Source organism: Terrisporobacter glycolicus ATCC 14880 = DSM 1288 (genome assembly GCF_036812735.1).
Classification (GTDB): domain Bacteria; phylum Bacillota; class Clostridia; order Peptostreptococcales; family Peptostreptococcaceae; genus Terrisporobacter; species Terrisporobacter glycolicus.
The window spans coordinates 581052-601273 of record NZ_CP117523.1; the positions used below are offsets into that span (position 1 = coordinate 581052).

Sequence of the window (20222 nt, forward strand, 5' to 3'; positions counted from 1 at the left end):
TACAATAAAATTAAATTACAGGAAAAAAATGTAAATTTTGTATTTAGGTATACAAATAAAAAAGGGGTTGATAAGTGTGAAAGTGCTTATTGTTGGAGGTGTTGCAGCAGGAACAAAGGTTGCAGCAAAATTAAAACGTGAAGATAGAAGTTTAGACGTAACTATTCTTACTAAGGATAAAGATATATCATATGCAGGATGTGGTCTTCCTTATTATGTGGGAAATGTTATAAGGGAAAAAGAACAGTTAATTGTAAATACACCAGAAAAATTTGAGAAGCTAACAGGTGTGAATGTACTAACAGAAATGGAAGTTATAAAAGTTAATACTAAAGAAAAAACTGTAGAAGTAGTAAATTTACAAAGTAATGAAAAATATGATTATGGTTATGATAAATTAGTAATTGCCAGTGGTGCATCGCCTATAAAACCACCAGTTAAAGGTTTAGATTTAAAGGGAGTTTTCTTTATGAGAACACCTGAAGATGCTATTAAATTAAGAGCATCAATAGAAAAAAATGAAATTAAAAGAGCTGTAGTTGTAGGCGCTGGTTTTATAGGATTAGAAGTTGCAGAAAATATGGCGAAACAGGGAGTTAAAGTATCTGTTATAGATATGGCAGAGCATGTACTTCCAGGATTTGATGAAGAAATGAGTGAATATATAGAAAATCATTTAGCCGAAAATGGAATAATGACTGCTACAGGAGTAAAAATGGAGGGAATTATAGGTACTGATAGAGTTGAAAAAGTCAAAACTTCTAGACGTGCAATGAAGGCAGATGCAGTAGTTTTATCTATTGGTATTCGCGCAAATACATCTTTTTTACAAGATAGTGGAATAGAACTTATGCCAAATAAAACCATAAAGGTAAATGAATATTTACAAACAAATATTGATGATGTATATGCTATAGGAGATTGTGCCTGCGTAGTAAATAAAATTACAAAATTACCTCAATGGTCGCCAATGGGATCCTCTGCAAATATAGAAGGACGACTTACTGCTAAAAATATATTAGGTAAAAATAAACCTTATGGAGGTGTTCTTGGTACTGCAGTTTGTAAATTACCAAATCTAAATACAGGAAGAACAGGGCTTACTGAAGTTGCTGCTAAAGAAGCTGGATACAATCAAATTAGTGTTATAAGTGTTGTAGATGATAAGGCTCATTATTACCCAGGTGCAGGTAGTTTCATTGTAAAAATGATAGCTGATAAAGATACAAAAAAATTACTAGGATTACAAGTGATAGGAAGTGGGGATGTAGATAAAATGATTGATATAGCAGTCACTGCCATATCATTAAATGCATCAATAGATGATTTAGAAAACTTGGACTTTGCTTATGCACCACCATTTTCTACAGCAATACATCCTTTCGCTCATACATTGAATATATTACAAAATAAAATAGATAAAGAATTTGAGACAATAACACCATTGGAATTTAAAGAAGGAAAAGCTAAAGATTATAAAATAATTGATGCATCCATATCACCAACTTTAAAAACTGCTCCATATATAGATTTAACAAAGATTGAAGGTGTGATTTCAGATTATAATACTGATGAAAAATTACTATTAATATGTGCAAAAGGAAAACGTGCATATATGTTACAAAATCGTTTGAAATTTTATGGATATAATAATACGAAAGTTCTTGAAGGTGGATTGACTTTTAATGAGATAGATGAAGAGGAAGAATAATTATAAATAAGTGTTACTGAAAAGGAGGAAAAATAATGGCAACATTAACAATCAGTAAGGAAGATGAAAAAAGAGTAAAAGCTTTAGGATTTTTGAGTAATAAAGGAACGGATAATTTTTCGGGGAGAGTAATAACTGTAAATGGAAAAATAACAGCAGAACAGCAAAAATGTATAGGAGAAGCAGCTCAGTTATTTGGGAATGGAATAGTAACATTTACAACTCGACTTACAGTAGAAGTGCAAGGCATACCGTATGATAAAATTGAAGATTTTAGAGCTTATATAGCTAAAGAAGGTCTTGAAACAGGGGGAACAGGCTCAAAAGTACGTCCAGTTGTATCATGTAAGGGAACTACTTGCCAATATGGATTAATAGACGCATTTGAATTATCAGAAGAAATTCATAAAAGATTTTATAAAGGTTATGCAAAAGTGAAATTACCTCATAAATTTAAAATAGCTACAGGGGGATGTCCTAATAACTGCGTAAAGCCAGATTTAAATGACTTAGGAATAATAGGACAATATATACCAAAATTTGATGAAGACTTATGTAACGGATGTAAAAAATGCGCAATAGAAAAACTATGTCCAATAAATGCTTGTAAAGTTGTTGATGGAATATTAGAAATTGATGAAGAAGTGTGTAATCACTGTGGTCGTTGCATAGGTAAATGTCCTTTTGATGCAATAGAAGATGGGACTTATGGTTACAAAATTTATATCGGTGGAAGATGGGGTAAAAAAATAAATCATGGAATGGCTTTAAATAAGGTGTTTACTAACAAAGAAGAAGCTTTAGATGTGATAGAAAAAGCAATATTATTGTACAGAGAACAAGGAAAAACAGGTGAGCGTTTTGCTTCAACTATAGAGCGTTTAGGTTTTGAAAATGTAGAAAAACAATTACTACCAAATGATTTACTTGAGAGAAAAGAAGAAATAATAAATTCAGAACTTCATTTAGTTGGAGGAGCTACTTGCTAATATAATATAAATAAAAAGAGTTGTCTATTTTTAATTATTAAAAATAGACAACTCTTTTTTATGAAAATATTAAGTAATTGATAAACTATTTTAATAATTAAAAATTAATAAAATAGTTTGATAATTATAAACTTAATTAATTTATTGTAAAATAAAAATTAATAAATTTGTTGAACTTATAAGAATATATGTAATGATAATAATAAGTTAGATGTATTTTTTAATAATTAAATAGTTAAGTAAATAGCATTAAATATTACATTTGTATACTTTTAAAATGATTAATAATAAAATTTTTGAATATTTGAACATTTTTTGGCGGGTTATCCATACATTTTGAGTAAAGATATATTGATCGATTACAAAAAGGTTTTTTTATATGTAAGAATTTAATTCCATTATAATTATCAAGCTTCCATGAAATTTCGGGAATAAATGCAACACCTTGGCCAAATACAATTAGATCTCTTATGAATGAATTATTAGTGCTTTCAAAAGTTATATTAGGCTTAAATCCAGCAGTTTTACAAAAATCATAAATTAAATTTCTTAGATGACCCTGTCCGAGAGCTATGAAATTTTCATTTTTGGCTTCATATAAACTAATAGTGCCTTTATTTGCTAAAGGATGTTTAGGTGATACTCCTAGTAAAATCTCTTCATCAAGTAAACAGAATGAATTCTTATAAGGATTAGGCTTATTAGTACAGTACAAACATAAATCATAACTATCAAAGTTATTATCTAAATTACTCAATGATTGAGTTAATTCTAATTGAATATCTGGATAAACAGACTTAAAATCGATTAGTATGTCTGAAATAATTGATGAGGCACAAAGTGATAAAAACCTTACTTTTTTGTTTTTTTCAATTAAATCAAATTCTTTTACTTCATTGACTGTTCCATCGAGAATTACTAATGCCTCTTCTACTTTTTCACAAAAGTATTTTCCAGCATCGTTTAAAATAATAGATTTTCCTCTTCTATCAAATAGTTTTACTTCCAATTCTTTCTCCAAATTACGAATAATTTTACTAAGAGCTGGTTGTGCAATTCGAAGTTCGTTAGCAGCCTTAGTCATATGTTCAGTTTTTGCAACTGTTAAAAAATATTTTAAGTGCAATAACTCCATCAAATCAACTCCCTCAAACCTTTATACCCAAAAGTATATAAGATATATATATATATATATATTATACAAGTCTTGATAAAAAACCTACAATATAATTAAAAAAAATGATTTATATAAATCGAAAAATTAATAAAAAATATTGTTGAGGGGGAAATGTATGAGATTTGATTTTGCTAGTGTTTTTTTAAGCCCATACATACTGATGTTCTTAGCTATTATTACAGGGCTTCTTTTTGGAAAAATAAAGTTTGGAAAGTTTAGTTTTGGTATATCAGGAGCTTTATTCACAGGGTTGTTTATTGGATGGGTAGCATTTAAATATGCATCAAGTATACCAGGAAATGGTGGAGCATATGAAGCAGCACAGAGTTTATTAGACTCTGGGGTTATACCTAGCGAATTCTTTGATATATTTTTAATTCTATTTGTTGCGGCAGTGGGTTTACTTGCAGCTAAAGATATGGGGGTTGTATTAAAAAAGTATGGAGCAAAGTTCGTTATTTTAGGTATTGTTATAACATTTTTTAGCGCTGCTACAACTTATATGGCAACTTGGTTTAGTAAAGATTCAAATACGTATGAAGTATCAGGCGTTTATACTGGTGCATTAACAAGTTCTCCAGGGCTTGCAGCAGCAATAGAAACAGCAAGAGGGCATGCGACTGAAAAGACTTTAAATTATGAAAGTATGATAGATGAAGAAAAAGTTAAGTTTTTAGAAATGGCTGGTGTGGATGAAAAAGATATACCGAAAGACGTAAATGCTTTTCAATTAACTGATGAAATAAAACAACAGTTTATTATAAATGCAGAAGCAAGTATAGGTGCAGGTCACGCTATAGGATATCCATTTGGTGTATTTATAGTAATATTAGCTGTTAATTTCTTACCATCTATATTTAAAATTGATGTTGAAAAAGAAAGACTGCAATATAGAAAAGAATTAGAAGATGCTAGAAAAACTTCTAAAGGTAAAAAAATTCCAGAAACAAAATTTGATATGTTAGGTTTTACTATAGCATGTGTATTTGGATATTTAATAGGAAATATAAATATTTATCTACCATTTGTAGGATATTTTAGTCTAGGTTCTACAGGAGGAGTTTTAATTGGATCATTAATAGTAGGTTATATAGGTAAATTTGGCAAAATTAGTTTTAGAATGGATGGAAAAATATTAGGTGTAATTAGAGATGTATCTTTAGTTTTCTTCCTTGCAATAGTAGGACTTAGATATGGATACAAAGCGATAGATGCCTTAGTTGGATCTGGAGCATTTTTAGCAATAATATCTTTAGTAATTGGAATAGTAGGTATGATGATAGGATTTTTACTAGGAAGATATGTATTTAAAATTAATTGGTTAATGTTATCTGGAGCAATATGTGGAGGTATGACTTCTACACCAGGTCTTGGAGCTGCAATAGAAGCAGCCGGAAGTGATGAGCCAGCTGCAGGATATGGTGCAACATACCCATTTGCTTTATTAGGAATGGTTATATTTACAATAATACTGCACAAACTGCCTATGTAGTATTTATATATAAATAATATTTAGGGGGGCAATTATGGAAAGATTAAGATGTGAAAAATTAAAAGATAAAGTAATGACTCCAAAAGAAGCGGCAATGTTATTTGAAGATAATATGATTGTGGGAACTAGTGGATTTACCCCTGCTGGATACCCAAAAGCAATTCCACTTGAAATTGCAAAAAGAGCAGATGCGGGGGACAAAATAGATTTAACAATAATAACAGGAGCATCAGTTGGACCAGAATTGGATGAAGCTTTGACAAAATCAAAAGTGGTAAAAAGAAGATATCCATATCAAACTACTGGAGCAATGAGAAATGCAATAAATGATGATAGTGTTCAATATTGTGATATGCATTTAAGCCATACACCGCAATATGTTAAGTATGGATTTTTAGGAAAAATGGATATAGCTTTAATAGAGGCGGTTAGTATTACGGAGGAAGGTTATATAATACCATCTACATCAATTGGAAATTCAAATATATTTGCTGAAGTAGCAGATAAAGTAATAATAGAGATTAATATTTCTCAACCAATTGAATTAGAAGGAATACACGATATTTATGACTTGAAAAATCCTCCAGAAAGAGAACCAATACCTTTAATTCATCCAGAAGATAGAATTGGTGAACCTTATATAAAATGCAATTTAGATAAGATTGTAGCAATAGTTTTTACTGATTTGAAAGATAGAACTAGAGTAGTATCGCCTGTTGACGGAGTTTCAAATAAAATGGCTCAAAATATGATTGCTTTTTTAGAAAATGAAGTAAAAGAAAATAGATTACCAAAGAATTTACTTCCATTACAATCAGGTGTTGGAAGTGTTGCAAATGCTATTTTAGCTGGATTAGAAAATTCTAAATTTAAAGACTTAGTAGTTTATTCAGAAGTAATACAAGACTCAGTAATTGACTTAATTAAATCAGGAAAGGTTAAATTTGCATCAGGAACATCACTTACAATATCACCAGATAGATTAGATGATTTTTATGAACACTTTAATGAATATAAAAATCAAATAATTCTTAGACCGCAAGAAATAAGCAATAATCCAGAAGTTGCAAGAAGATTGGGAGTTATAGCTATAAATACAGCTATAGAAGTTGATATATATGGGAATGTAAATTCTACCAATATTATGGGGAGTAGAATGATGAATGGTATAGGAGGTTCTGGTGACTTCGCTAGAAATGGATATTTAACTATATTTACTACTGAATCTATAGCAAAAGGAGGAGATATTTCAAGCATAGTTCCAATGGTAAGTCATCATGATCACACAGAACATGATGTAATGGTTATAGTAACAGAACAAGGAGTAGCCGATTTAAGAGGTTTATCACCAAAAGAAAGAGCAAAATGTATAATTGAAAATTGTGCACATCCAGATTATAAAGAGGCTTTATGGAATTACTTTAATAAAGCTCAAGAAGGCAAATTTAAACACACACCTCACATATTAGAAGAAGCATTTTCTTGGCATGAAAGATTTTTAAAAACAGGTACTATGAAGCAATTTGCTTTGGAGGATGCAGATTAAAAACAGAAGGATACTATAATTGAGGTGATAATAAAACTCTTTATCTTATAATAATGATAATTAAAAGATAATTTGGATAGAAATATTAAGATATATCTAATAAATGAAGATTACAAAATAGGGGGAAGTTCTATGGAAAATAAAAATATTAAGGAATCCTTTGAAAAATGGGAAGAAGGGAAAGTAAAGAAAAGTTTAGTTAGATTCCCGGAAAGAAAAGAAGAATTTAAATTTGATACAGGAGAAGTTGTACAAAGATTATATTCTCCTCTTGATGTATCAGTAGATTATGAAAAAGATTTAGGCTATCCAGGACAATTTCCATATACAAGAGGCGTTCAACCAACTATGTATAGAGGAAAGCTATGGACAATGAGAATGTATGCAGGTTTTGCAACAGCAGAAGAATCTAATCAAAGATATAAATTTTTAATAGAACAAGGATCTATGGGATTATCTGTTGCATTTGATTTACCAACTCAAATGGGATATGACTCAGATGATGCAATATCAGAAGGAGAAGTAGGAAAAGTTGGAGTAGCTATAGATTCTTTAGCAGATATGGAAATCTTATTTGATGGGATACCATTAGATAAAGTATCAACATCAATGACTATAAATGCACCGGCTTCTGTTTTATTAGCTATGTATATAGCCGTTGCTAAAAAACAAGGTGTAACACCAGATAAATTAAGAGGAACAATTCAAAATGATATATTAAAAGAGTATGTAGCAAGAGGAACATATATATTCCCAGTTAAGCCATCAATGAGGCTTATAACTGATATATTTGATTATTGTTCAAAAAATGTACCTAAATGGAATACTATAAGCATCTCAGGTTATCACATAAGAGAAGCTGGAGCGAATGCAGTAGAAGAAGTTGCATTTACTTTAGCTGATGGTATCGCATATGTAAATGCAGCCCTTGAAGCAGGACTTCATATTGATGATTTTGCACCAAGGTTATCGTTCTTCTTTAATTCACATAACAACCTATTTGAAGAAGTTTCTAAGTTTAGGGCAGCAAGAAGAATATGGGCTAATATAATGAAAAATAGATTTAAGGCTGAAAATCCAAAATCTTGGGCACTTAAATTCCATACTCAAACAGCTGGTTGTACTTTGACAGCGCAACAACCAGAAAATAATATAGTAAGAGTTGCAATACAAACTTTAGCAGCTGTACTTGGTGGAACACAATCTCTTCATACTAATTCTAAGGACGAAGCTTTAGCCTTACCTACAGAAGACTCTGTTAGAGTAGCTCTTAGAACTCAACAAATAGTTGGATATGAAAGTGGAGCAGCTGATACTATAGATCCACTTGCAGGATCTTATTACGTTGAAAGTTTGACAAATAAGATAGAAAAAGAAGCAATAGAGTTGATAGAAAAAATAGATGAATTAGGTGGAGCACCATCAGCAATAGAAAAGGGATTTATACAGCAAGAAATAATGGATAGTGCTTATAAATATCAAAAAGAAATAGAAAAAAATGAAAAGATAATAGTAGGAGTAAATAAATTTCAAGTAGAAGAAGAACCTCCAAAAGGTCTATTGAGAGTTGACCCTAAAGTAGGTGTAAGACAAAAAGGAAAAATAGAAGCTCTTAAAGAAAAAAGAGATAATGAAAAAGTAAAAGAAAGTTTAGAAGCATTAAGAAAAGCATGCGATGGCAATGAAAATATAATGCCATTTATCTTAGATGCAGTAGAAAGTTACGCTACATTGGGAGAAATATGTGGGATTATGAGAGAAGAATTTGGTGAGTATAAACAAACTGTAATGATATAAAAATTAAAGAAATTAAAATAGATGTTTTGAGGGGGAAATATAATGAAACCTATTAGAGTATTAGTTGCAAAGCCAGGTCTTGATGGTCATGATAGAGGTGCTAAAGTTATAGCTAGAGCACTTAGAGATGCAGGAATGGAAGTTATATATACAGGTCTTAGACAAACGCCAGAACAAATAGTTCAGGCGGCAATACAAGAAGATGTTGACGTAGTAGCTATGAGTATTTTGTCTGGAGCTCACAATCATTTACTTCCAAAAGTTGTTGATTTATTAAAAGATGAAGGCGCTTATGATGAAATATTGGTTATAGGCGGAGGTGTTATACCAGAAGAAGATATACCATATTTAAAAGAAAAAGGAGTAGCAGAAATATTTACTCCTGGAACTCCAACATCTGTAACTATTAATTTTATAAAAGAAAACTTAAAGAAATTAGCACTAAATGATTAGGAGAGAGTGTTATGGAAAATCTTATAGAGGAACTTCTTAATGGCAATAAAAGAGCATGTGCAAGGCTTATTACTATGATTGAAAATGAAGTTGATGGATATGAAGATTTCCTAAAACAAATATATAAACATACTGGGAAGGCTTATGTTATTGGTGTAACAGGTCCTCCAGGTGCAGGGAAATCTACATTTACTGATAAAATCGTTAAATTACTAAGAGAAAAAGATAAAAAAGTTGGTGTAATTGCCATAGATCCAACAAGTCCATTTACTAAAGGTGCCATACTTGGAGATAGAATCAGAATGAATGACTTAAATACAGATAAAGGTGTATTTATACGTTCAATGGGAACCAGAGGAAGCTTAGGCGGATTATCAAATGCTACTCAAGCAGCTATAAAAGTACTTGATGCGTATGGATGCGATTATATATTTATAGAAACTGTAGGTGTTGGTCAGTCTGAAGTTGATATAGTCAAAACGGCAGATACTACTATAATGGTTATGGTTCCAGGCCTTGGTGATGACATACAAGCGATAAAAGCTGGGGTAATGGAAATTGCAGATGTATTTGTAATTAATAAAGCTGATAAAGATGGAGCAAAAAAAACATCCATAGAAATTGAAATGATGCTTGATTTTAAAAATAATTGGGATTTTAGACCACCAGTAAGTTTGGTTATATCAGAAAATGGAGAAGGAGTAGAAACTGCCTTTGAAAATATAACTAAACATAGAAAATATCTTTATGATAGCAAAGAAATATATAATAGAAGATTGAATCGTAATAAATTAGAAGTTAAAGAAATTGTCCATAGAAGAATTGAAAAAAAAGTTAATGAAATAGAGTCAACTAAAGATGTAGATACATTACTAGCTAAGACGATAACCAAAGAAGCAGACCCATATACAATTGGGGAAAAAATTTTTGAAAGTATTATAAAATAAGGAGGATTAAAAAATGAATGTAAAAAATGTTGACCATATTGGTATTGCTGTAGTTAATTTAGAGGAAGCTTTAAAATTTTTTGAAGACGTATTGGGTTTAGAATGTCAAGGAACTGAGATCGTTGAAGATCAACAAGTAAAAGTTGGATTTTTACCAATAGGTGAAGCAGAGTTAGAATTCTTAGAATCTACAACTGAAGATGGTCCTATAGCTAAGTTCATTCAAAAGAATGGTGGAAGAGGCGGAATACAGCATGTTGCTTTAAGAGTTGATAATATAGAAGAAGCTATAGCAGAAATTCAAGAAAAAGGATATAGAATGATTGATGAAAAACCAAGATATGGTGCAGGAAATGCTAGTATAGCATTTTGTCATCCCAAAAGTACAAGTGGAATGTTATTAGAACTAAGTGAAAGAAAATAAGTCTTGGAGGGATATAGATGTCTGTTGAAAAGTTAAATTTGCTTAAAAAAACTCGAGAAACAATAGAGCTTGGTGGTGGAGAAAAAAGAATTGAAAAACAACATAAATCAGGTAAATTAATTGCAAGAGAAAGATTGAATTTATTATTCGATGAAAATACTTTTGTTGAAGTTGATGCTTTTGTAAAACATAGATGTACAAATTTTGGAATGGAAAAACAAGCAGCTCCAGGCGAAGGTGTAGTATGTGGATATGGAAAAGTTAATGGAAGATTAGTCTATGCATATGCTCAAGATTTTACAGTCCTTGGTGGTTCGCTAGGAGAAATGCATGCTAAGAAGATAGTAAAAGTAATGGATTTAGCAATAAAAATGGGAGCTCCAGTAGTAGGACTTAATGATTCGGGTGGAGCAAGAATACAAGAAGCTGTAGATGCCCTTGCAGGATATGGTGGAATATTCTTCAAAAATACAGTAGCTTCGGGTGTTATACCTCAGATATCTGCTATAATGGGACCTTGTGCAGGTGGAGCAGTTTATTCACCAGCATTAACAGACTTTATATATATGGTAGATCAAACAAGTCAAATGTTTATAACAGGTCCACAAGTTATAAAAACAGTTACAGGTGAAGAAGTAAGTGCAGAAGAATTAGGTGGAGCATCAACTCATAATACAACTTCGGGTGTAGCTCATTTTATAGCTCAAAGTGATGAAGATTGTATAAATCAAATTAAAAAATTATTAAGTTTCTTGCCATCTAACAATACTGAAAAGACACCGTTAGTTGGAACAAATGACTCTCCAAATGTAGTATTAGATAAGTTAAATACTATCATTCCTGATGGATCAAATAAATCATACGATATGAAGGATATTGTATATGAAATAGTAGATGAAGGTGATTTTTACGAAGTACAACCTTTCTTTGCAAAAAATATAATAACTGGATTCTCAAGAATAAATGGTGAAAGTATAGGTATAATAGCAAATCAACCAAGTGCAATGGCAGGTAGTTTAGACATAAATGCATCAGATAAAGCAGCAAGATTTATAAGAACTTGTGATGCTTTCAATATTCCAATAATTAGTTTGGTAGATGTACCAGGATTTTTACCAGGTACAGAACAAGAATATGGTGGAATAATTAGACATGGTGCTAAGATGCTTTATGCATATAGTGAAGCAACAGTTCCTAAAATTACATTAATAACAAGGAAAGCTTATGGAGGTTCTTATTTAGCGATGTGCTCGAAGGACTTAGGATCAGATGTAGTATTAGCATGGCCAACTGCAGAAGTTGCAGTTATGGGGCCTAGTGGTGCAGCAAATATAGTATTTAAGAAAGATATAAAAGATGCAGAAGATCCAGCAAAAATGAGATCACAAAAAATCGAAGAATATACAAATGAGTTTGCAACACCATATAAAGCAGCAGAAAGAGGATATATAGATGATGTTATAGAGCCAGAAGTTAGTAGAATAAGAATAGCCGATGCTCTAGATATGCTAGCATCAAAGAGAGAAAGCAGACCATTTAAGAAACATGGAAATATACCTCTATAGGAAGGTGATAAATAATGAGTATAAGTCAATTATTAGAGGCATTGAAAGTAGATGCAGCCTCAATGCCGATGAGTGAACGTCTTTTAGCAGGATGTGCTACAGCATTATTATCTATGGGAGTTGTATTTATAGTATTAGTATTAATAGCTTTGATTATAAGAATAGTAAATGTAGCTCCAGAAGATAAAAAAAATAAGATGATGCAGATAAAGACTGATGAGAATAAAGAAGTTTTAGAAGAATCAAATCTAGATAGTAATGATGATTTAATTGCAGTGATAACAGCAGCAATTATTGCTTCTGGAAATAAAAATATAATTGTTAAAAGAATAAGTAGAACAAATAACATACAAAGTAACTGGGAAAAAACACATAATATAGAGGTATAAAATAGGGGGGACTAATAATGATAAAAAATTACAATATAGTAGTAAATGGAAATACTTATGAAGTTCAAGTTGAAGAACTAGGAGCAAGTGTTGAAAGTATTGTAAGACCACAAGATCAAGTAATATCTAAACCTACTGAAAAACAGGAAGTAGCTCAAAAAAAAGCTACGTCAGATCCTGTAAGAGGAAGCGGAAATGTATTAGCACCAATGCCAGGAACAATAAGTGATGTTAAGATAAGTGAAGGTCAAAATGTTGCTAAGGGTGATATTTTATTAATATTAGAAGCTATGAAGATGGAAAATGAAATATTAGCTCCAGCTAATGGTACAGTAAAAGAAGTAAAAGCTATTAAAGGTGCTTCTGTTAGCTCAGGAGATTTATTAGTTAGAATAGGATAATTTTAAATATAGATAGAAGGGGGAAAAACCCGTGGGAGAGGTTATAATAAATTTTATACAAACAATGGGGATTGTCAATATAACTTGGCAACAGATGGTAATGATACTAGTATCGTGTGTTCTATTATATTTGGCCATTGCTAAAGGATTTGAACCATTATTATTAATTCCAATAGCATTTGGTATGTTATTATCAAACCTTCCATTATCAGGAGTTATGAATGAAGCAGTTTCTAAAATACAGCTTATATCACCTGAAGGAGTAGAGGCATTAAAGGAAGGAGCATCAGCACATATTAGCACACAAGCTCCAGGAGGAATGTTAGGGTATTTATTTTTAGGAGATGAACTTGGAATATTTCCTCCATTAATTTTCTTAGGAGTGGGTGCTATGACAGATTTTGGACCGTTAATAGCAAATCCTAAAAGTATATTATTAGGTGCAGCAGCACAATTTGGTATATTTACAACTTTTTTAGGTGCTTTAGTATTAGGATTTGGAGCACAAGCAGCAGCATCAATAGGTATAATAGGTGGAGCAGATGGACCAACAGCAATATATTTAGCAACTAAATTAGCACCGCACTTATTAGCACCAATAGCAGTTGCGGCGTATTCTTATATGGCATTAGTTCCAATAATTCAACCGCCAATAATGAGAGCTTTAACTACTAAAGAAGAAAGATGTATAGTTATGACTCAATCTAAACCAGTTTCTAAAAAAGCAAAAATAATATTTCCAATAGCGGTTACAATTGTAGTATCATTATTATTACCATCAGCAGCTACTTTAATAGGAATGCTTATGTTTGGTAATTTACTTAAAGAGTCTGGTGCTACAGATAGATTATCTGATACAGCTTCAAATGCATTAATGAATATAGTAACTATTTTCTTAGGTGTATCAGTTGGTGCATCTGCAGAAGCAAGCATATTCTTAAGTTCTCAAACTCTTATGATATTTGGACTTGGAGTATTGGCATTTGGTATAGGAACAGCAGCAGGTGTATTATTTGCTAAATTAATGAACTTAATATGTAAGGAAAAAGTAAATCCACTAATCGGTTCAGCTGGTGTATCAGCAGTTCCAATGGCAGCTAGAGTATCTCAAAAAGTTGCTCAAGAAGAATGTCCAGGAAACTTTATATTAATGCATGCTATGGGACCGAATGTTGCAGGCGTTATAGGCTCAGCAGTAGCAGCAGGTATTTTACTAAGCCTATTTGGATAAGAATAAAGATTAAAAAAGTATCTTACAATTGCGTAAGATACTTTTTTAATCTTTATATATTATAGACTAGGTTTAATAAGTCTTATAAAATAATTAGTAGTTGCAAAACATTAATATTTGTTATTTAATAATTTTTATGATCTTATAAAAGTTTTGAATCTATATATATAAAGGGGATTGAGATATGTATGAGGTAATATTAGAACTAAGAAATTTGAGAAAGCAATTTGGAGGAAAAGAAGTATTAAAAGGTGTTGATCTCCAAGTAAAAAGAGGAGAAATTATTGGATATATAGGTGCCAATGGTGCAGGTAAGAGCACAACTGTAAAAATTATGCTGGGAATTGTAGATGGATATGAAGGGGATGTAATAATATTTGATAAAAATATTAAAAATACAAAAGGCGAATATAAAAAGAAAATAGGTTATGTGCCAGAAGTATCAGACGTATATGAAAGCTTAACTGCAATGGAATATTTAAATTTTATTGGTCAATTATACGATTTAGATATAGAGACATCAACAATAAAAGCAAAGGAACTTATGAGTTTATTTGGAATAGCAGATTATTTGAACACAAGGATATTAACATTTTCCAAAGGAATGAGACAAAAATTAATACTTATTTCTAGTATTATTCATAACCCAGATATACTATTTTTAGATGAGCCCCTAAGTGGACTAGATGCTAATTCTGTAATGATTGTAAAGGAGCTTCTTGAAATTTTTGCAAAGGAAGGAAAGACTATTTTTTATTCATCTCATATTATGGATGTGGTAGAGAAAATAAGTCATAGAATTGTTCTTCTTAATAATGGGAAAATAGTTGCTGACGGAAGTTTTAAAGAACTTAAAGAAAGTTCTCATGAAGGATCACTGGAAGAAATATTTAATGAAATGACTGGATTTAACAATCACAAAGAAATTGCAGATAAAATTGCAATGGCAATTAAGTAGGTGAGTAATATGAAAGAATATAAATTTTTAAATATTTTAGATAAATTTAAGAGCATATATACTAAAATGGGCGTAGATTATGAAAGTATGAGAATAATTTTAAGTATGAAATTGACTCTTGATAGTAGAAGAACATCTACAGTAATGCAAAACTCTAATAGTGAAGGTGACAAAGAGGACAAAAATTCATTTAATAAAGCATTAATCATGTATGCAATTATGGGTATTTTCATTGGAATAATAACAATGTTTCCATTTAATACTATGTATACTTATACCATAGTTTTTGGTATGTTTATGTTTTTTATATTAACAATTTTTATATCAGATTTTTCAAGTGTTCTTTTAGATGTGAGAGATAAGAATATAATAGGGACTAAAGGTGTTGATAATAAGACAATTAATGCAGCAAAGCTAACACATATATGTTATTATATCTTTCTAACTTCATTGGCATTATCTTGGCTTGCAATAATAGGTTCATTTAAATCAGGTATTTTAATAGGAATTATTTTTATATTAGAATTAATGGTAATAGATGTATTTATGGTTGTAATAACTGCACTATTATATCTATTGATTTTAAGATTTTTTGATGGTGAAAAAGTTAAAGACATAATAAATTTTGTTCAAATAGGATTAACGATAATAATGACGATAAGTTATCAATTTTTAGGTAGAATGTTTGATATAGTTGATATAAATATAGTATACAAAAGTAATATATGGAACTTATTTTTACCACCTATGTGGTTTGCATCACCTTTACATGTGATTGATGGAGGTCAAATTAATAAAATAATAATTATTTTAATTATATTAGCAGTTATTGTACCAATAATAGCCATTAGTTTATATATAAAGAATACATCTAAGTTTGAAGATTCTCTTTCTAAATTAAACATTGCAAAAGATAGTGAAAAAGAAAAGAAAAATAGACTTTTTTATAGAATTGGAAAATGGACATGCAGAAATAATGAAGAAAAAGCAGTTTATGATCTTTCTGCTTCTATAATAAAAAGAGAAAGAGAATTTAAACTTATGACATATCCTAGCTTAGGATTTGATATTGTATTTCCACTATTATTCATATTTATGTATTCAATGGATTCTATAAGTGAAATAAAAAATATATCGTTATATATGTCATTAAATATTTATTGGTTTATTTTTATGGTTCCTACACTATTAATGACACTACAATATTCTAATGATTATAAAGGTGCATGGATTTATGAAACAACTTATATAAGTGATAAATCTAATATATATAAAGGTGCATATAAAGCATTATTAGCCAATATATTATTACCATTATATTTATTTGAAAGTATCATTTTCATAGTCATTTTTGGTACTAAAGTATTGCCAATTTTAATTATTGCTTTTGCATTCTTATTAGTTTTCATAGTCATTGAGCATATGTTAGGTAAAAATGCCTTGCCTTTTACACTAAAATTTGGAGACGTAAATAAAAGTCAAAATTTAATTAATACTTTATTAGGTATGGTTATTTTATGCGTAGGAGTAGGAATAAATTATTTGGCGTTGTTTAATGTATATGCATTAATAGGATATAGCATAATTTTAATAGTTATTGCATTTGTTCTGTGGAGTAAATGTATTAAAGCTTAGAATTTATTTGGTAAAGAAGTAATGAATTAGTTTTTGCTATTTTCTATTGCTTCTTTATTTTTTTACCAATATATCAAAAATAAACTTATAATATAGTTATTAGAAATAAAGGTGGTGATGGTAATAAAAAAGTTTAGAATTATATCTATTTCCTTGTTAATACTAGGTGTTTTACTTAATGTAATCACAAATAATATGCCGAATTTGGTGGAGAAATATTATTCCAATGGAATTAACATATACATTATAAAATTTATGAGTAAGATTTTTAGTATTTTTCCTTTTTCTTTATTTGAAATTCTAATTTATATTGCAGTATTGTCTATGTTAATATTTTTGATTTACTCAATTTATTTTATACTTAAAAATCCTAGAAAGACTTTTGTTTACTTAAAAAATTCAATATTAAATATAATATCCGTAGTAGGTATAGTTTATTTTCTGTTTGTTGTATTATGGGGAATAAATTACAATCGCATGGATTTGAAAGACTCGTTAATTGCAGATTATAATATAAGTCATAATGAAAATATTAAAAACGTTAATTATGATAAAGATGATTTAGTAAATTTATATAAGTTTTTAGTTGGAAAATGTAATGATACAAGGAATAAAGTTTTGGAAGATGATAAAAATGTAATGAAATGTAATACAAATCGCAAAGAAGTTTTGAAAAGAGCTAATAATGGATATGAAAATGTTAGTATTTTAAATTTAAATAAAATAGGAAATTATGCTCATGCAAAAGCAATATTGAACTCAAATTTATTATGTTACACAGGAATAACAGGAATTTACTCACCTTTTACAGGAGAAGCAAATGTAAATATTGCTGCACCAGATATTTATATTCCTTTTACCACATTACATGAAATGGCTCATCAAAGGGGTTATGGCAGTGAAGATGAGTGTAACTTTTTAGCTTATTTAGCTTGTATAAATAATGGAGACTTTGATTTTCAATACTCAGGATATATATTAGCACTTAAATACACAGCATCAGCTCTTGCAAAAGTAGACTATGATAAATTTAAAGATTTAAGTAGTAATTTATCTCAATCAGTAAAAAATGACTTAAATAATAGTAGTGAGTTTTGGAGTAAATATGAAGGAAAGGTAAATGAAGTATCAGACAAAATGAATAACAATTATTTAAAAGCTAATGGAGTAAAAGAAGGTACAGCAAGTTATGGAGACGTAGTTAACTTATTTTTAGTGTATTACAGTTTATATGGATTTAATTAAAAATAGCTATAAATTAGTTAATAAAAAATTAACTTTTAACCATCAGATATTGCATTTGATCATGCTAAAAAAAACAGATTAATAAATAAAGTAATTAAATAATATAAAGAGCTCATATTTTATGAGCTCTTTATATTATTTAATAGAAGTGATTTTTATTGAATCCAGATTATTTGAAGAACTTAAAATAGCTTCTCCTTTGATTTCAATATCGTAATTGCATAATGGATTTTTACAAATTAAATAAGTTAAAAATTCAAAGGAATTTTCAACAGAGCCTCTTTTATTAGTAGTTTTTATCAAACCTTCAATTTTAAAGTCATATGGGTATGTATGATTGCATTTAGGGCACTTAATATTACAATTATGATTTATGGTATTTTTATAATTCAAAAAATACACCTCCAATTAGTTTAAATAGTTCTATTTATTATTTACATAAAAATAATAAAATAAGCTAAATATTATCTAAAATCAAATCTTAATGATATACAAATTGAAAGAAAAACAATAGAATGGATTATAATTAATATATAATAATATTGATTTGAAAATAAAAAATAAGGAGGGATATAATAATGGATATTTTTATAATAGAAGATGATATAGCTTTAAGCAGAGAAATTAGCTTAACTTTAAGTAAGTGGGGATACAGCGCTTGTGAAGTGAATGATTTTGAAAATATAACAGATGAGGTTTTACAATGTAATCCAAAATTAATTTTAATGGATGTTAATTTACCTTGTTATGATGGATTTTATTGGTGTTCACAAATTAGAAATTTTATGAAAGTGCCAATAATATTTATTTCTTCTAGAGATAATGATATGGATATAATAATGTCCATAAATATGGGGGGAGATGACTACATTACTAAACCTTTCTCGCCACAAATTTTAGTTGCAAAAATTCAAGCCATACTTAGAAGAACTTATTCTTATAATAATGACTTAAAAAGTGAAATAATAAAATTCAAAGATATAACACTGAATATAGTTGACGCCAAGATATACTTTAAAGATGAAAATACAGAGCTTACTAAAAATGAGTTGAAAATAATGAAAATATTAATGGAAAATCAAGAAAAAATCGTAAGTAGAGATGAAATAATAGAAGAACTTTGGGATACAGATGAATTTATAAGTGAAAATACTTTAACAGTAAATGTTAATAGGTTGAGAAAGAAACTAGACTCAATAGGACTAAATGACTTTATAGAAACTAAAAAAGGACAAGGATATATAATAAAATGAGTTTAATAAAATATTTAAGAGAAGTAAAAATATTTTTGATTTTAATAATTTTAATAATGTTAATAGTTGATGTTACCATGCTACTAGATCCTAATTTAAGTAATAGTATGGATACTTTAATTTATATTGATATTTTATCAATTTTATCTGTTGTTATTTTCATATTTATTGGATATGGCAATTATAAGAAAAAAATAAAAAAACTTATAAATTCAATACATAACATAAGAGAAGAACATGATGATTTGGAAAGGGATTATATTTATAAGAATGTAAAACATTTAATTGAAGAGAATGAGAAAGAAGTAGATAGTTTAAGAAATGAATTAGAAGATATAAATGATTACATGACAAACTGGATTCATGAAGTGAAGATTCCAATTTCGGTTCTCCAAATAATAGGAAAAAGAGTAAATGAAATTGATAATAGGAGGGAATTATCTAAGCAAATTAACAGTGAAGTTAGTCGTATAGATAAACTAGTGGAACAAGCAATGTATTCAAGTCGAGCAGGAAACTATAATTCAGACTTTATAATAAATGAAGTAAACTTGGATCAAGTAGTAAAAGAAGTAATAAAGAAAAATAAATATCAATTTATATATAACAAAATTGATTTGAATGTTAATCAGTTAAATAAAACTGTTCTTACTGATAAAAAATGGATTACTCATATAATTGAGCTAATAATTGATAATGCAATCAAGTATAGTCATATGGGTGGAAAAATAGAAATTTATTTGAAGGAAAATAAAAAAGCATGTGAACTTCATATAAAAGACCATGGTATGGGAATTGTACCTCAAGATATAGAAAGAATATTTGACAAAGGATTCACTGGAGAAAATGGAAGAAAGAAAACAAAATCAACGGGTATGGGACTTTATATATCAAAGAAAATCTTAAATAAATTAAGTCACGATATAAATGTAATATCAACGCCAAATGAATTTTGTGATATATATATTACTTTCTACAACTTATCAGATTACTTCAATGTGACATAAAT

General features: G+C 29.3%; 19 protein-coding genes. 17 read left to right on the forward strand and 2 right to left on the reverse strand.

Annotated features, from left to right (window positions below; all coding sequences use genetic code 11):
• Window positions 1–76 precede the first annotated feature (76 nt).
• Window positions 77–1711: an FAD-dependent oxidoreductase gene (locus tag TEGL_RS03020; RefSeq protein ID WP_018592375.1), complete on the forward strand. Its 1635-nt coding sequence runs from the start codon at window positions 77–79 to the stop codon at window positions 1709–1711.
• Between the two features lie 35 nt (window positions 1712–1746).
• Window positions 1747–2700, forward strand: a complete 954-nt coding sequence (locus TEGL_RS03025; RefSeq protein WP_018592374.1) for a 4Fe-4S binding protein — start codon at window positions 1747–1749, stop codon at window positions 2698–2700.
• A 256-nt stretch (window positions 2701–2956) separates the two neighbouring features.
• Here TEGL_RS03025 and TEGL_RS03030 read toward each other — a convergent pair whose 3' ends face one another.
• On the reverse strand, window positions 2957–3835 hold the full coding sequence (locus TEGL_RS03030; RefSeq protein ID WP_018592373.1) for a LysR family transcriptional regulator: 879 nt from the start codon (window positions 3833–3835) through the stop codon (window positions 2957–2959).
• 157 nt (window positions 3836–3992) lie between these two features.
• On the opposite strand from TEGL_RS03030, the gene TEGL_RS03035 reads away from it, so the two are divergent.
• The 13 genes from TEGL_RS03035 (at window position 3993) to TEGL_RS03095 (ending at window position 17960) form a co-directional block, all read left to right on the forward strand.
• Window positions 3993–5369, forward strand: a complete 1377-nt coding sequence (locus tag TEGL_RS03035) for a hypothetical protein (RefSeq protein WP_018592372.1) — start codon at window positions 3993–3995, stop codon at window positions 5367–5369.
• 34 nt (window positions 5370–5403) lie between these two features.
• Window positions 5404–6915, forward strand: coding sequence for an acetyl-CoA hydrolase/transferase family protein (locus TEGL_RS03040; RefSeq protein WP_018592371.1), 1512 nt, complete (start codon window positions 5404–5406; stop codon window positions 6913–6915).
• 132 nt (window positions 6916–7047) lie between these two features.
• On the forward strand, window positions 7048–8712 hold the full coding sequence (locus TEGL_RS03045) for an acyl-CoA mutase large subunit family protein (protein WP_018592370.1): 1665 nt from the start codon (window positions 7048–7050) through the stop codon (window positions 8710–8712).
• Between the two features lie 42 nt (window positions 8713–8754).
• Window positions 8755–9165, forward strand: a complete 411-nt coding sequence (locus TEGL_RS03050; RefSeq protein WP_018592369.1) for a cobalamin B12-binding domain-containing protein — start codon at window positions 8755–8757, stop codon at window positions 9163–9165.
• Between the two features lie 11 nt (window positions 9166–9176).
• On the forward strand, window positions 9177–10112 hold the full coding sequence (meaB, locus tag TEGL_RS03055; RefSeq protein WP_018592368.1) for a methylmalonyl Co-A mutase-associated GTPase MeaB: 936 nt from the start codon (window positions 9177–9179) through the stop codon (window positions 10110–10112).
• A 13-nt stretch (window positions 10113–10125) separates the two neighbouring features.
• Window positions 10126–10536 (forward strand): methylmalonyl-CoA epimerase, encoded by a 411-nt coding sequence (gene mce, locus TEGL_RS03060; protein ID WP_018592367.1) that lies wholly within the window; start codon window positions 10126–10128, stop codon window positions 10534–10536.
• 17 nt (window positions 10537–10553) lie between these two features.
• Window positions 10554–12101, forward strand: a complete 1548-nt coding sequence (gene mmdA / locus TEGL_RS03065) for a methylmalonyl-CoA decarboxylase subunit alpha (protein ID WP_018592366.1) — start codon at window positions 10554–10556, stop codon at window positions 12099–12101.
• A gap of 14 nt (window positions 12102–12115) precedes the next feature.
• Window positions 12116–12490 carry an OadG family protein gene (locus tag TEGL_RS03070; protein WP_018592365.1) on the forward strand — a complete coding sequence of 125 codons (375 nt, stop codon included), beginning with the start codon at window positions 12116–12118 and terminating at the stop codon, window positions 12488–12490.
• A 17-nt stretch (window positions 12491–12507) separates the two neighbouring features.
• On the forward strand, window positions 12508–12891 hold the full coding sequence (locus tag TEGL_RS03075) for a biotin/lipoyl-containing protein (RefSeq protein ID WP_018592364.1): 384 nt from the start codon (window positions 12508–12510) through the stop codon (window positions 12889–12891).
• Between the two features lie 64 nt (window positions 12892–12955).
• Entirely contained in the window at window positions 12956–14122 is a 1167-nt protein-coding gene (locus TEGL_RS03080; protein WP_334290559.1) for a sodium ion-translocating decarboxylase subunit beta, read from the forward strand.
• A 184-nt stretch (window positions 14123–14306) separates the two neighbouring features.
• Window positions 14307–15080: an ABC transporter ATP-binding protein gene (locus tag TEGL_RS03085; RefSeq protein WP_018592362.1), complete on the forward strand. Its 774-nt coding sequence runs from the start codon at window positions 14307–14309 to the stop codon at window positions 15078–15080.
• A 9-nt stretch (window positions 15081–15089) separates the two neighbouring features.
• Window positions 15090–16715, forward strand: coding sequence for a hypothetical protein (locus tag TEGL_RS03090; protein WP_018592361.1), 1626 nt, complete (start codon window positions 15090–15092; stop codon window positions 16713–16715).
• A 117-nt stretch (window positions 16716–16832) separates the two neighbouring features.
• Window positions 16833–17960: a DUF3810 domain-containing protein gene (locus TEGL_RS03095; RefSeq protein WP_018592360.1), complete on the forward strand. Its 1128-nt coding sequence runs from the start codon at window positions 16833–16835 to the stop codon at window positions 17958–17960.
• 135 nt (window positions 17961–18095) lie between these two features.
• Here the strand turns inward: TEGL_RS03095 and TEGL_RS03100 are convergent, their stop codons facing one another.
• Window positions 18096–18353, reverse strand: a complete 258-nt coding sequence (locus TEGL_RS03100; protein ID WP_018592359.1) for a hypothetical protein — start codon at window positions 18351–18353, stop codon at window positions 18096–18098.
• Between the two features lie 185 nt (window positions 18354–18538).
• Between TEGL_RS03100 and TEGL_RS03105 the strand changes: the two genes are divergently transcribed.
• Window positions 18539–19213, forward strand: coding sequence for a response regulator transcription factor (locus TEGL_RS03105; RefSeq protein ID WP_018592358.1), 675 nt, complete (start codon window positions 18539–18541; stop codon window positions 19211–19213).
• Window positions 19210–20220 carry a sensor histidine kinase gene (locus tag TEGL_RS03110; protein WP_018592357.1) on the forward strand — a complete coding sequence of 337 codons (1011 nt, stop codon included), beginning with the start codon at window positions 19210–19212 and terminating at the stop codon, window positions 20218–20220. The genes TEGL_RS03105 and TEGL_RS03110 overlap by 4 nt, the downstream gene beginning before the upstream one ends.
• The last annotated feature ends 2 nt before the right edge of the window (window positions 20221–20222 follow it).

Coding starts and splice junctions, on each gene's coding strand:
- TEGL_RS03025 (WP_018592374.1), top strand. CDS start 1,747: ATGGCAACATTAACAATCAGTAAGGAAGATGAAAAAAGAGTAAAAGCT.
- TEGL_RS03030 (WP_018592373.1), bottom strand. CDS start 3,835: ATGGAGTTATTGCACTTAAAATATTTTTTAACAGTTGCAAAAACTGAA.
- TEGL_RS03035 (WP_018592372.1), top strand. CDS start 3,993: ATGAGATTTGATTTTGCTAGTGTTTTTTTAAGCCCATACATACTGATG.
- TEGL_RS03040 (WP_018592371.1), top strand. CDS start 5,404: ATGGAAAGATTAAGATGTGAAAAATTAAAAGATAAAGTAATGACTCCA.
- TEGL_RS03045 (WP_018592370.1), top strand. CDS start 7,048: ATGGAAAATAAAAATATTAAGGAATCCTTTGAAAAATGGGAAGAAGGG.
- TEGL_RS03050 (WP_018592369.1), top strand. CDS start 8,755: ATGAAACCTATTAGAGTATTAGTTGCAAAGCCAGGTCTTGATGGTCAT.
- meaB (WP_018592368.1), top strand. CDS start 9,177: ATGGAAAATCTTATAGAGGAACTTCTTAATGGCAATAAAAGAGCATGT.
- mce (WP_018592367.1), top strand. CDS start 10,126: ATGAATGTAAAAAATGTTGACCATATTGGTATTGCTGTAGTTAATTTA.
- mmdA (WP_018592366.1), top strand. CDS start 10,554: ATGTCTGTTGAAAAGTTAAATTTGCTTAAAAAAACTCGAGAAACAATA.
- TEGL_RS03070 (WP_018592365.1), top strand. CDS start 12,116: ATGAGTATAAGTCAATTATTAGAGGCATTGAAAGTAGATGCAGCCTCA.
- TEGL_RS03075 (WP_018592364.1), top strand. CDS start 12,508: ATGATAAAAAATTACAATATAGTAGTAAATGGAAATACTTATGAAGTT.
- TEGL_RS03080 (WP_334290559.1), top strand. CDS start 12,956: ATGGGGATTGTCAATATAACTTGGCAACAGATGGTAATGATACTAGTA.
- TEGL_RS03085 (WP_018592362.1), top strand. CDS start 14,307: ATGTATGAGGTAATATTAGAACTAAGAAATTTGAGAAAGCAATTTGGA.
- TEGL_RS03090 (WP_018592361.1), top strand. CDS start 15,090: ATGAAAGAATATAAATTTTTAAATATTTTAGATAAATTTAAGAGCATA.
- TEGL_RS03095 (WP_018592360.1), top strand. CDS start 16,833: ATGGTAATAAAAAAGTTTAGAATTATATCTATTTCCTTGTTAATACTA.
- TEGL_RS03105 (WP_018592358.1), top strand. CDS start 18,539: ATGGATATTTTTATAATAGAAGATGATATAGCTTTAAGCAGAGAAATT.
- TEGL_RS03110 (WP_018592357.1), top strand. CDS start 19,210: ATGAGTTTAATAAAATATTTAAGAGAAGTAAAAATATTTTTGATTTTA.